Annotated in this window: 8 protein-coding genes; 4 read left to right on the top strand and 4 right to left on the bottom strand. The window is 43.6% G+C overall.

All coding sequences use genetic code 11. The annotated features are described in order from the left end of the window. Window positions 1-55: 55 nt before the first annotated feature. Genes IEY67_RS14880 through IEY67_RS14865 form a run of 4 tightly spaced genes read left to right on the top strand, consistent with a single transcriptional unit; the run spans window position 56 to window position 5,991 of the window. The gene (locus IEY67_RS14880) at window positions 56-1,159 is read left to right on the top strand and encodes an efflux RND transporter periplasmic adaptor subunit (RefSeq protein ID WP_183672133.1); all 1,104 of its coding nucleotides are present in this window, start codon (window positions 56-58) and stop codon (window positions 1,157-1,159) included. Between the two features lie 10 nt (window positions 1,160-1,169). Continuing rightward, entirely contained in the window at window positions 1,170-4,361 is a 3,192-nt protein-coding gene (locus IEY67_RS14875) for an efflux RND transporter permease subunit (protein ID WP_183672132.1), read from the top strand. A gap of 11 nt (window positions 4,362-4,372) precedes the next feature. Next, window positions 4,373-5,737, top strand: a complete 1,365-nt coding sequence (locus IEY67_RS14870) for an efflux transporter outer membrane subunit (RefSeq protein ID WP_183672131.1) — start codon at window positions 4,373-4,375, stop codon at window positions 5,735-5,737. A 20-nt stretch (window positions 5,738-5,757) separates the two neighbouring features. Further along, complete coding sequence (locus IEY67_RS14865) at window positions 5,758-5,991, top strand: winged helix-turn-helix domain-containing protein (RefSeq protein ID WP_229801081.1); 234 nt, start codon at window positions 5,758-5,760, stop codon at window positions 5,989-5,991. 218 nt (window positions 5,992-6,209) lie between these two features. Here IEY67_RS14865 and IEY67_RS14860 read toward each other — a convergent pair whose 3' ends face one another. The 4 genes from IEY67_RS14860 to IEY67_RS14845 all read right to left on the bottom strand — a co-directional run bounded on the left by IEY67_RS14860 (window position 6,210) and on the right by IEY67_RS14845 (window position 14,259). Further along, window positions 6,210-8,261: a glycoside hydrolase family 71/99 protein gene (locus tag IEY67_RS14860; protein ID WP_183672130.1), complete on the bottom strand. Its 2,052-nt coding sequence runs from the start codon at window positions 8,259-8,261 to the stop codon at window positions 6,210-6,212. A gap of 116 nt (window positions 8,262-8,377) precedes the next feature. Then, complete coding sequence (locus IEY67_RS14855) at window positions 8,378-11,179, bottom strand: alpha-L-rhamnosidase (protein ID WP_183672129.1); 2,802 nt, start codon at window positions 11,177-11,179, stop codon at window positions 8,378-8,380. Window positions 11,180-11,327: 148 nt separating this feature from the next. Next, a complete protein-coding gene (locus IEY67_RS14850) occupies window positions 11,328-12,407 on the bottom strand; it encodes a DUF4959 domain-containing protein (RefSeq protein WP_183672128.1) in 1,080 nt (359 codons plus the stop codon). A 28-nt stretch (window positions 12,408-12,435) separates the two neighbouring features. Beyond that, the gene (locus tag IEY67_RS14845) at window positions 12,436-14,259 is read right to left on the bottom strand and encodes a RagB/SusD family nutrient uptake outer membrane protein (protein WP_183672127.1); all 1,824 of its coding nucleotides are present in this window, start codon (window positions 14,257-14,259) and stop codon (window positions 12,436-12,438) included. Window positions 14,260-14,266: the final 7 nt, after the last annotated feature.

Raw genomic sequence — 14,266 nt, 5'->3', positions numbered from 1 at the left:
TCACGCTTTTATCCCCATCGCGTACTTTTGAGGCAATTTTTATAAAGAATATAGTATGTTAAAAGTAAATGGGAATTGGATACGACTGATAGGGATTGTCGGTTGTACGATGTGGATGACATCCTGTAAGCAAACACCGGATGTACAAGTGAAACCTTCTTATTCTGTGATGAAAGTGGCGTTGGCTGATAAAGAACTTTCAACTTCCTACTCGGCGACTATCCGGGGGCGGCAGGATATCGATATCTATCCGCAAGTATCGGGAACTATTGAGAAGCTCTGCGTGTCGGAAGGGGAGAAAGTGCGTCGGGGCCAAGTACTTTTTATCATAGACCAGGTTCCTTATAAGGCAGCTTTGCAAACGGCTATAGCCAATATGGAAGCGGCAAAAGCCGGATTGGGGACAGCAGAATTGACGTATGACAGTTCGAAGGAACTATATGCGCAGAAGGTTGTCTCGGAGTTTAGCCTGAAAACGGCTGAAAATACGTTTCTCACAGCCAAGGCACAATTGGTGCAGGCGGAAGCACAGGTCGTGAATGCCCGTAATAATCTGTCTTATACGGAGGTGAAGAGCCCTACGGACGGTGTTGTAGGAGCTTTGCCATACCGTGCCGGAGCATTGGTCGGACCGACCCTCCAACAGCCGTTGACGACGGTGTCTGATAATTCGGATATGTATGTCTATTTCTCCATGACCGAGAACCAGCTTCTGGCTCTGACCCGGCAGCACGGGACGATGGACGATGCTCTGGCGAATATGCCGGAAGTGGATCTTCAGTTGAATGATAACTCGTTGTACGGGAAGAAAGGTAAAATAGAATCTATCAGTGGCGTGATCGACCGGCAGACCGGTACGGTTGTGGCTCGTGCGGTCTTCCCGAATGAGTCGCGCCTGCTTCACAGCGGGGCATCCGGTAGTGTGATCATGCCGAGCACCTATAAAGACTGCATCGTTATCCCGCAGGGGGCGACCGTTCAGATGCAGGATAAGACCCTTGTATATAAAGTTGTAGACGGAAAAGCAACTTCTACGTTAATTACCGTAGCCGGAATAAATGACGGACGCGAGTACGTTGTGCTGACCGGTTTGAAGGCCGGTGATGAAATTGTATCTGAAGGTGCCGGGTTGGTACGTGAAGGAACACAAGTAAAATAAAAGTAAAGCTATGAAAGGTAATATATTTATAAAACGGCCGGTGATGGCTATATCCATTTCCGTGCTTATCCTCGCTGTGGGGCTTATTTCGCTTTTTACGCTGCCGGTGGAGCAGTATCCTGATATCGCACCGCCTACAGTCTATGTAACGGCCAACTATACAGGAGCCGATGCGGAAGCGGTAATGAACAGCGTTATCATGCCGTTGGAGGAGAGTATCAACGGGGTGGAAGACATGATGTATATTACGTCTACTGCTACCAATGCCGGTTCGGCTACCATACAGGTTTATTTCAAGCAGGGAACGGACCCGGATATGGCGGCGGTCAATGTACAGAACCGTGTATCCAAAGCACAGGGATTGTTACCAGCCGAAGTGACCAAGATCGGTGTGACTACCCAGAAGCGTCAAACCAGTTTCCTGCAGATCAACTCGTTTGTCTGTACGGATGGTAATTATGACCAGACATTCCTTGCCAATTATCTGGACATCAATGTGATCCCTCAAATCAAACGTATAGAAGGCGTGGGCGACGTCATGGAGTTGGGCGATACCTATAGTATGCGTATCTGGCTGAAACCGGAATTGATGGCCCAATACGGGTTGGTTCCATCGGATGTAACAGCCGTGCTCGGTGAACAAAATATCGAAGCGCCGACAGGTTCGTTGGGCGAGAACTCGATGAATGTTTTCCAGTTCACGATGAAGTATCGCGGACGTTTGAAGAGTGTGGATGAATTCAGGAACACGGTTGTCCGTTCGCAGAGCGACGGTTCGGTACTCCGTCTGAAAGATGTGGCTAACGTGGAACTGGGTACACTTACCTATAGTTTCAAGAGTGAGATGGACGGTAAACCTGCCGTTATGTTCATGGTATTCCAGGTAGCAGGTTCCAATGCAACGGCTGTGAATGAGAAGATCACTGCTCAGATGAATATAATGGAGAAGGATCTTCCGAAGGGAACGGAGTTTGTGACGATGATGAGTTCGAACGACTTCCTGTTCGCATCTATCCATAATGTGGTGGAAACGTTGGTTATTGCCATCTTACTGGTAATCCTCGTGGTTTATTTCTTCCTGCAGGATTTTAAGAGTACGCTGATTCCTTCCATATCTATTATAGTCTCGCTGGTCGGAACATTTGCTTGCCTGATGATTGCCGGATTCAGTATCAACATCCTGACCTTATTTGCTCTTGTGCTTGCGATCGGAACCGTTGTGGATGATGCGATCGTGGTGGTGGAGGCGGTGCAGTCGAAGTTCGATGCCGGATATAAATCCTCCTATCTTGCCACTAAAGATGCGATGGGAGATGTAACGATGGCTATCGTTTCCTGTACCTGCGTGTTTATGGCAGTATTTATCCCTGTGACATTCATGGGAGGAACATCCGGTATTTTTTATACGCAGTTCGGTATTACGATGGCGACTTCAGTCGGTCTTTCCATGATTTCAGCCTTGACGCTGTGTCCGGCTCTTTGTGCCATACTTATGCGTCCTTCGGATGGAAATAAGAGTGCGAAAAGTCTTAACGGACGAGTTCGTGCAGCCTATAACGCTTCATTCAACGCCGTATTGGGCAAATATAAGAAAGGTGTCATGTTCTTTATCCATCACCGCTGGATGGTATGGACGCTGACCGCAGCAGCTATTGTTTTGCTGGCATTTCTGATGTCGAGCACCAAGACAGGGCTCGTTCCGCAGGAAGACCAGGGTGTGATCATGGTAAATGTCAGCACTTCACCGGGTAGTACGTTAGGTGAAACGACAAAGGTCATGGACAAACTGGAGGATATATTGAAAAATACACCTGAAATAGAACATTATGCAAAGGTAGCAGGATACGGACTTATGTCCGGACAAGGAACCTCTTACGGTACGATCGTTATCCGTTTAAAAGACTGGAGCGAACGAAAAGGGGAAGAGCATTCGTCGGATGCCGTGGTTGGCCGCCTGAATGCCCAGTTCTATGCGATAAAGGAAGCACAGATATTCAGTTTCCAACCGGCAATGATCCCCGGTTATGGTATGGGTAACTCCATCGAGTTGAACCTGCAGGACAAGACCGGTGGCGACATGACGGCTTTCTACAACTCGACTATGCAGTTCCTGGGAGCTTTGAATCAGCGTCCGGAAGTTGCGATGGCATATACCTCTTATGCGATGAACTTCCCGCAGGTGTCGGTCGATATCGATGCGGCCAAATGTAAGCGTGCAGGTATTTCACCGGCTACCATACTCGATGCCCTGGGCAGTTATTGCGGTGGTGCATATATTTCCAATTACAATCAGTTTGGAAAAGTGTACCGTGTCATGATGCAGGCTTCCCCTGAATATCGTCTGGACGAACAGTCGCTGAATAATATGTTTGTTCGCAACGGAACGGAAATGGCGCCGATAAGCCAGTTTGTGACATTGAATAAGGTGCTTGGTCCGGAAGTATCCAACCGTTTCAACCTGTACAGCGCTATCACGGCAAATGTGAATCCGGCTGAAGGTTATTCTTCCGGTGAGGTGCAGAAGGTCATTGAAGAGGTGGCAGTCCAGACACTGCCTACGGGATATGGTTATGAATATGGTGGTATGGCCCGTGAAGAATCGAATAGCGGTGGTGCGAAAACGCTGTTTATCTATGTGGTTTGTATTTTGCTTATTTATCTGATCCTGGCTTGTTTATATGAGAGCTTCCTGGTGCCGTTCGCCGTTATCCTCTCCGTGCCGTTCGGTTTGATGGGTAGTTTCCTGTTTGCTAAGATATTCGGACTGGAGAATAATATTTACCTGCAGACAGGGGTGATCATGTTGATCGGTTTGCTGGCGAAGACGGCCATTCTGATCACGGAATATGCGATAGAGCGCCGCCGTAAAGGAATGGGTATCGTCGAGTCGGCTTATTCTGCCGCCCAGGTCCGTCTGCGTCCGATCCTGATGACGGTGCTTACGATGATCTTCGGTATGCTTCCGTTGATGTTCTCCTCCGGTGCCGGTGCCAACGGTAACAGCTCGTTGGGAACAGGTGTTGTCGGTGGTATGGCAGTTGGAACGCTGGCGTTGTTATTCGTAGTTCCGGTGTTCTATATTATCTTCGAGTTTTTACAGGAGAAGATCCGTAAGCCGATGGAAGAAGAAGCCGATGTGCAGGTGGCTCTGGAGCAGGAGAGAAGTAATGCGGAGCGTGGCACGTCTGATATAAACAACTAAAATAATAAAATATGAAGAAGATAATCCTGTTATCCGCAGTTACTGTTCTGTTGAGCAGTTGTGGTATATACAGTAAATATAAACCGGAAATGGCCGTACCCGACAATTTGTACGGAGAAGGGATAGAGACGGCCGACACTGCCGGAATAGGTGACAGAGACTGGCATGAGCTTTTCTCCGATCCGAAGTTGCAGGCCCTTATCGAACAGGGATTGCAGAACAATACTGACTATCAGTCGGCACAACTCCGTGTGAAGGAGGCTGAAGCGGCTTTGATGTCCGCCCGTCTGGCGTTCCTGCCTTCCTTTGCCTTGTCTCCGCAAGGGACCGTGAGCAGTTTTGATGCCCGCAAGGCGACACAGACTTATTCGCTGCCTGTCACTGCCAGTTGGGAACTCGATATATTCGGGCGTATGCACAACGCTAAACTGCAGGCAAAAGCGGTTTACGCACAAAGCGAGGATTACCGGCAGGCCGTGCGGACCCAGCTGGTAGCCGGAATCGCCAATTCCTATTATACGCTGTTGATGCTGGACGAACAGCTTGCCATCACACGTGAGACGGAGGAGGCATGGCGTGAAACGGTTTCTTCTACCCGTGCCTTGAAGAATGCGGGCATGGCTGATGAGGCGGCCGTATCACAGATGGAAGCTACTTATTATCAGGTACAGGCATCCTCCCTCGATCTGAAAGAGCAGATCAATCAGGTGGAGAACAGTCTGGCTTTGCTGTTAGCCGAGACGCCCCGTTATTTTGAACGGGGCACATTGGATGAGCAACAGTTTCCGGAGGACTTGTCGGTAGGTGTTCCTGTTCAGATGTTATCCAACCGTCCTGACGTCCGTTCGGCAGAGCGTTCACTGGAAGCAGCGTTCTATGGAACCAATCAGGCCCGTGCCTCTTTTTATCCTTCCGTAGTGCTGAGCGGGAGTGCGGGTTGGACCAACTCGGCCGGGGCGATGATTGTCAATCCGGGTAAGTTCCTGGCTTCGGCAGTCGGCTCGCTGACACAGCCTTTGTTCAACCGTGGACAGGTCATTGCCCAATACCGCATTGCGCAGGCACAACAGGAAGAAGCCAGCCTGGCTTTTCAGCAGACTTTACTGAATGCCGGAAGCGAAGTGAACGATGCGTTGGTTGCTTATCAGACAAGCCGGGAGAAAACGATCTTGTTCGACAAGCAGATCGTTTCGCTGGAAAAGGCGTTGAAAAGCACCTCTCTGCTGATGGAGCACGGTACTTCTACTTATCTGGAAGTCCTGACCGCCCGCCAGTCTTTACTGAGTGCGCAACTGTCGCAAACGGCTAACCGTTTTTCTGAGATACAGAGTGTGGTAAACCTTTATCATGCACTGGGTGGTGGAAGAGAAAAGTAACATCTATCTAAGAACAGAAAATGATGAATCAAGCTGTTATAGGTACAAATGCCGGCATAGTTTGGAGGACAATGGATGGAGTTCGTATACGGCAACGCTGGAGTTTTTCTGAATTGAAAAGGGCTACTGGTCTTTCGGATATGGACTTATATGCCGCTGTCGGCTGGCTGGCACGGGAAAATAAAGTAGAGTTTTTCACTGATTCCCAAACAGAAGATGATAATTTTTTTTTGAGTTTGCATTATTCTTATTGAAACCGTAAACCTTCTCTATTATTTATTCTAGATTTGGAGCGGGATTGTATCTTGGGAAAGATAGCAGTCCCGTTTTTTTATTTTCCTTTCACCTTCGTACTTCGGAGCACTGTTTGCGACACCAAATTATCCGTTTTATTCCTGTAACAGTAAAACCATATAACCTTCCCACGATGATAAAACATGTGTGGAAAGGCTATACTTCATTCTTTATATTATTATTTTTTCCAAATACAACGATAATTAAATCTACGGTTCGGTGCAGCATCACCATTCACACACAAAGAAATTGGGTCTTTCAATTCCGACGGGTTATCAACCCATTTAAAATCAAAGACAAAAGTATCACCGACCAATCCCAGATCATCACGATTCACGGCCAATTCCAGGCACTTATCTTTTATACAATAAGGAAGAACACCGACAGTCACCCATTCCCCACTCTTTTTGTCATACCGTTTCAACTCGGTCGATTTCCCATCTACCACCGTTTTGTTTATCAAATAATCATAGCCATACCAACCTGTCGAAGAATTATTATCCGCATCAATCAACAACAACATCCAGTTCGGATCCGTTGAAGGAGTCATATTATTCATTGTTTCCACATAGAAATAAATATTTTCTTTATCTACTGCCACTTTGGATAAGACAATATCATTCCTTCCGGAGTTATTTACATAATGGTTTCCACCATATCCTTTATAATCGCGATGAGTTATATCGCCTTTAGTATCACGATACTCGACTTTAACTTTATTCCATTTATCAAACTTTCCATTTACAGGCATCGTTTGATAGCCTTTATTCTCAGGTATCGGACGGACTCCTTTATAACGACGGATATTCTGTGCCATCTGCATATAGTAGTTATCGGTATAGCCTCCCTTCATCGGTTGAATCGTACGGTTAAATTCTGCATTATACTGGTCTACAAAATAAAATGGATTTTTACGTCCCAGAAATTCCGTCGGTCCCGGTAATTCCGATCCCGGCGCTTTTCCTGAGCTGTATTTTCCGGCAGTCCATTCATTCCAGTCATTCAAATACAGAAACTGAGGATCGTTTTTTAAAGCTTCTTCCCAACGATCCTGAAAATAGATTCCATATGCAGTAGGATCATCCACTGTCTTTCCCAACCACGGGACATAAGTTGGTTCAGGCATATCATGGTCATTTAATCGAGGTTCTTTATGATCACGAGTCCAGGATTTTCCAACAATGGAAGTTGGATGTTGGGCGGGAGTAACGGCTGCCTGTTCATTTTTCCCCTGAAAAGTAGCAACCAAATCAGACGGATGCATTTTACAAACCCGTTCGTCACCCAAATCATAACCGAAACTCCAGTTTCCTTCTGTTCCGACAAAACGTTCGCCAGCCCATTCATAATATCCCCACCACATGGTTCTAAGCGTAAAGAAGTCCTTTACTTCCCGTGTATAATCTGTATAGAACTCATTCGTATAGTCCGGATCATTATAATGGGGATGCGAAGAATCGGTCAAAGCTTTCGGATCATAATGAGGATTCGGATTCTTTACACCGCCGCCATTAGCATCCATTGCCGGTTTTCCATTATATAATAATAAAGGTTTATCTCCCCAATAAAACCATAAATCTTTATATTTATTTTCTTTATACACTTTATCATACAAATCCTGCACAACCGAAATTACCGGTCCGTTAAAAGCCCAGAAACAAAATTGAGGAACTTTATTCCCTTCTGCCTTCATTTTTTGCATGGTGGTAAATAAAGTCTCCCATTCGTCCCAGTAACGAACGGCATTTGTTACATCCATAACTAAGACATCCACACCAGCATCAGCCAACATAGACATATCTTTACGGATCACATATTCGTCCCGGCTCAGAAAATAGCCGACCTCCGGTTCTCCCCAATGGTAGGATCCCTCCGTCCATGCCGGATGATTAGCATCCAAACGAGCTTCCGGTGCTTCTTCCAATACTTTACTGACATCTGCACGATAAGGAGATTTCAAATTAGCCAAATTATCCGAATGCCATGTAATATAAAAAATACCGACTACACGACGTTTGTCATCCTTAACATTACCAACCTCTTCCTGGCTCGGCATAGTCCGTCCCAAAGCATCGGTCGCCACCCATGTATCAGAATAAATATCCCAGTAAGAATCAGCAATATCAATATTCGATTGAATAGTATCCTTTTGATTTCCACATCCGGATAAAGTCGTTAGTAATCCTAAAACACCAAGCAGGTTTATACAAAGTTCATTAACAAGTTTCATAATCTATAAATTCAAAGTTTATAAAAATAAGACACAACAAAACCGATCCAAGATTCAAAAACGAATCCCGCATTCATTCGGTAACAAAAGATTATTACCAGGAAAAGCAATCCGGGTTACTTTTCCTGATAAATTTCTATCCGGTATATTCCTGACGGAAATCTGTAAAAAGAGACATCTCCCCTGTTTTCAATAAGCGGATAATCGTCTTTATCAAAAACTCGTTTATTGACATCTATCTTTTTATTATCGGGTAAAGCAACAATACCTGAAGTATTGGGAGGTAATGTTATTTTCCAGATCAACCGATCATTTTCCTGAGACCACTCGCTTTCTGTTTTCCCATAAGACGTATCTATCGATGCCTTCGCCCAATCTAAAAAGGAGGTCATTGTCGGTTCAAAGCGTATTACTTTAAATCCCGGTCCTGATATATCCGGACGTATCCCCGCTATATCTTCATAAAACCAGGTATCATAACCTCCTTGCATGGGATGATTCAGTGAAGATCCGGTTAAGCATACCTCCTTACTCTTCTTGTTTATCGGAAGAACTTCCCAAAGAGAGGTTGCATCTGCATCCGTCCACATATAAGCAAAACTATTTTCGCCTGTTTTAGTGAACATATCCCATGCGGCTTTACCATTGCCAAAACGCGATAAGGCTTGTCCGATACGTCCCAAACCAAAGATCCCGGTATGCATGAAATTATTATACTTCTCCTTCATATTTCTGGCTATTGCATCAGAAACAGCTCTCTCATCTCCTGCAGGAACCAACCCAAAATCAAGAGCCATCGCATCAGCAGTCTGACTTCCGAACGTTTTATTTTCTTTGTCATAAAATTCAGAAACAAAAGCTGCAGCTATCTTGTTTTTCAAATTGTTAAAATATTCAGCATCGTCATCATTACCTAATATAGCCGCTGTTTTAGCCATAATGGATGCATCTAAATAATGAAAGGCGGTAGAACTTAATGGGACAGGACAATCAATCGTATTGTTTCCTTCCGGCGGACACCAATCCCCCAAACCATAAGGCACAATATGTCTGGTTGGAAGCGTATCGTTAACCGACAAATGTTCCACATGTTCCACCCATTGTTTCATTTCATGATAATATGTACGTAAAGGTTCCTCATTTCCAAAATACAAATAAGTATACCAGGGTAATTGAACAACAGCTGTCCCCCAATCCGGAGAAGCAACCCCGCAAAGACGTTTTCCTGGAGCGATCATATATGGGATTCCCGGTGCTTTATCTGCAAAATAGAAGATCGTATTGAAAAGCTTTTGATGAAGTGTATTTTTTTCAAAAACGGAAGAGGTGGAACTTATGTCCTTCATATATTTCATCCAGAAATTATTCAGGTCAAAATTATAATTCTCGAAAGGAGCTACGGCATGTGCATCTCCTAACCAGCCACATCGTTCTCTATGGGGGCAATCTGTCGGTAGACCATGCGTATTACTTAGCATTGTCCTGATCGCCAGCTCATGCAACTTATTGATCTGTTGATCCGAACACTCAAATTCACCTCTCTTGTTAACATCGGTATGTACAAGTATCGTTTTTATCCAATCCAATTCGGGTTCCGTCACCATACCGGAAAGTTCTAAATAACGATAACCATGGTATGTAAAACGAGGATTCCAAACCTCCTGCCCATTTCCGGCACAGATGTATTCGTCCGTTTGTACGACACCTGTTGCAAATACGCCAGTCGTATTATATTCTACCGAGCCGTCCTCACGAAGAAGTTCTCCCATCCGCATTTTCAAATGCGTCCCTTTGGGTTGCTTTACCTTTATTTGTGGCACACCGGCAATATTCACTCCAAAATCAAATACCCAGTTACCGGAAGGATCTTTCCATTTCTTCACAGCTTTGATCTCATTTTTTAAACGGATAGGTTCTATAAGCTGAGGATATAAATCTATCGGAATATTGCTTTCAGCCAGTACAGCCTCATTCCAATTATCCGCTAAAATTCCAGCCTTTGACCAGTCTTTGATTTCCCTTGTTGCATCATAAACTTCACCTGCATAAATATTACCTTTTAATACCGGTCCGGGAATCCATTGCCAGGATTCATCCGAAACGATCGTTTCCTTAGAACCATCTTCATAAGTTATTTCCATTTGCAATCTGAAAAGAGGATCGCCATACTTCGCCCAGGCCCCCCAGACTTTGTCTTGTCCGTACCAGCCTTCACCGAGCATCACGCCTAAACAGTTTTCGCCTTTTACCAATCCGGATGTGATATCAAATGTTGAATACAAAGCATACTGCTCATAATTCGTTTGAGCAGGATCGAGAATCCTCTTTTTATCGACAAGTCGACCATTCAAATAAAGATCACCACATCCCAAACCACAAAAATAAACAACAGCTCTCTGTAGTTGCGTTCCTGTCTTCTCTGTATTAAATTCCTTACGAAAATAAGGCATCGGACCATCTTGCTTCCAAACAGAAGTTATCCATTTCGCTTTCCAATCAGACGTATTTAGTCCTAGGGAAAAAGATGCTGGTTCACTCCAGCTTGTCACTTGCCCTTTTCCATCCCAAATACGTAAACGCCACCAATAAAGCGATCCTTGTTCCAGTATAGCGACATCCGGACGAACATTCACTTGTTGCTCCGATTCCCTCTTTCCTGAACTCCAAATATTATTTCCCTTCTCTAAGTCTTTTCGGGAAGAAGCAATCTCTATTTCCCAGGCAGATTGAGTAACATTATTCTCTTCTGACTCGATGCGCCAACTAAGAACAGCTTCATCAACCCCTTCCGGGTTGACCAAACCGCGACACTTTAAATCCACCACTTTCACTTTACCTCCGGAATAGCCTTCAGTACATCCCATAAACCCAAAAAGAGAAATAAAAAACAACAAAAAACAAACACTCTTTGACTTCATATATTCCTTGATTTATTATATCTGATGAAAATAACATCTAAAGATATATTTAAATTACTTTTCATAGATATAAATGAGGGTGCTACAAAGTTTTTTTTCGGAAATTATCTGCATACACCCTCCTCTACTATTCAGATTTATCGAAAAATCATTTAAATCGTATATTTCTGATGTTTATTGTCACATCTGCATTAGTGCCGAAATCACAACGCATATAATCACCAGAACTACCCCAGCCGACAGTAACCATTCCTGCTGTATAATCTTGTTCAAATGTTGTCCATTCCTCTGCTGCCGGAAACTCTATCGTCGTCGAATTGGCTTCAGACGGTCCGGAAGATGAAGTACACCAGAATATCTGAAGTTTAATACTCTTAGTAGACTTATATCGGAACACCATAGTAGAACCTTCTTTTGCCGCAGACAAACCGTTTGAATAAATATAAGGATCCCCTCCGGTCGTAACAATTGTATATTCATTCGAATTTTCCGGATTAGAAGCAACTAATGTCATATCATTCATATTTGCCTGGAAAGTGACATATTCCACATCCGGATAAACGACATCATCCGGATCTATGGTCGGAGTGATCATAAACTCTCTTTCAACAGACTTACTGCCATCTAACTGATTCACTGCACAAACCGTCAATTTTGTTTCAGCAATAAAACCGGTAACAGTATATGCCCCTGTTTGAGTTGCATTAATCGTAACTACCTGCTCCACATTCTTTTTATCTAAATATGAAACTATTAAGTCGACACCAACGAATGTCTCATTCGTCCAGGTAATTTTAGCACCTCCACTGGCAGACTCTATTCCAACAGTTTCAATCACATAATCTTTTGCCTTCTCTATGCCTAGAGGAATGCCTTTCACCGTTACGGACGAAGAGGACGCTCCACTATAGCCATAAGAGGTTAAAACAAACTCATGTTCTTCCGTATCCGTAAATCCTCCAACAACTACCGATACGTTATTACTTGTATCAGCACTATATTTACTAACCTTTTTATTCACATTTTCTCCCTGAGAATTTTGATAAGAAATCAATGTATAATAATAATCGGCCTCTGTCGGATTCGTCCAATTCAATGTCACAGAACCAATAAAAGGTGTACACTCCACATTGGTGACAGGATCTATATTTCCCTTATTATTGTCATCATCGTCGCATCCATATATAAAAAGCGAGATGAACATTATGAATAGAATATATTTCTTCATTGTATGCTTTTTTTAATTATATTCTCAATTACCACCCCGGATTCTGCCAGTTAGTACCCGTATGCTTCAGCATCTTAGCTACTTCTGTTTGTTTAATCGGGTAAAGCAAATATTTATCAGTATTTGTTCCGCGGGATGCAAGTTTGATTCGATTATAAGTGAAAGTTCCATCATCTTCTTTTACAATTTTCATTCCTGTCACAAAATTGTCTGTTTCACTTAAAATTTTCCAACGACGAACATCAAAGAAACGATGTTCCTCGAATGCCAATTCCACACGCCGTTCATTTCTATAACGTTTTTCAAAAGCATCTTTCGACATACCGGCAGATAAAACCGGCATACCGGCACGAGTTCTGATCTTATTAACCGCATCTCTGGCAGACAATGCTTCTGCCCCTACTTTTGAAGCGACCTGAACATCCGGGCCTACAGCCTGATAAGCCGCCTCTGCAAAATTCAAATACAATTCCCCCAAACGGAAAATACGCATAAGCCCATCTGCATCCTGCCCAATTCCGGATTTGAAATTATTGAATTTACGCATGTAATATCCAGTACGGGTATAACGAATATCTGTCACATTATCAGATATACCACAATTTCCACCCACATATGTTTCTACAACATCTCCATTCGGTTGATCCAAATAACGGATTGATCCGTTATGATAGATCGATGCATAAAAACGAGGATCACGATTTGCATACGGATTTTTCGGATCATAAGAGGAAGCCGTATTCAGAATAGGTTGTAAATGTTCAGCATCCGAATAACCTAAAATAGGTTGAGTACCATCAATCATCTCATAACTATCTATCAATTCCTGCGAAGGTCCGGCACCAGCCTTCTCCATACCACTTGTGATAGGAGTACCTGCAAATTTCCAAACATTTGTACGCCAGGAAGTCGTTTCATAAATAGTTTCCTTATCCCACGAACGGCTTGGGTCCGACCGGGTAATAAAATAATATGCATATGCATTTTGGGCGATTGTAGGATCCGGAGCCTGGCTATACAACTCAAAACCATGTTTCAAACAAAGATCTAAAGTTTCTTTTGTTATTTCTGTTGCTTTTTCCCAGGTATATTTACCAGCACCGTTATCATTCCACAAAGGACTTGCTGCATACAAAGCTGTCTGAGATTTTACAGCACAAGCAAAAGCCCGTGTCAGTTTCCCTCTTTCATTATCATTAATTTGCCAACGGAAACCAACTGATTGTCCCTCAGATTCTGCTGTAGCCAAAGCTTTATCACATTCTGCAATAATAAAATCCGCACATTCTTCAAAAGAGGAACGTTTGTCTGTTGAGAAATCATGATTTGTCTCGTAAGGAGTCTCAATTAAAGGAACTCCCCCATAACGTTTTATCAGTTGTAAATAATAAAATGCACGTGCAACACGGACCTCTGCAATCCAACCGTTCTTTTCCACTTCATTAAAAGCATAAGTGGCCATTTCCGGATCATCGATACAAAGTAAAAATGTATTACAACGACGAATACCCTCAAAATAATGCGACCAGGGATCCATATAGCTGGCTGTTAACGGATTATATTCAGAAGTTGTATACCCTTTATACCATTTGGATACAGGACCATCCTGATTGTCATTCGCATCATGAGCTTCATCACAAAAAGAAGCCAAGGGTGTATTGGTATTTTCATACGTAAATCCAACCTGAGGCATATATCCCAGGCAATTGGAGTAATAAGCAGATGTACGTTCGTACCGATTGAAAATATCATTCAACGACACACGACCATCGGAAGCTATATCCAAGTCCGCACAGGAAGAACAACACAACGCGAAAGCGGCAACTATCAATATATTAATCAGATTCTTCATAATATCT

Origin of the sequence: Parabacteroides faecis (genome assembly GCF_014647375.1) — a bacterium.
Taxonomy (GTDB): domain Bacteria; phylum Bacteroidota; class Bacteroidia; order Bacteroidales; family Tannerellaceae; genus Parabacteroides; species Parabacteroides faecis.
Note: the sequence above shows the minus strand (reverse complement) of the source record. Positions and strands in the feature narration are given on the sequence as shown.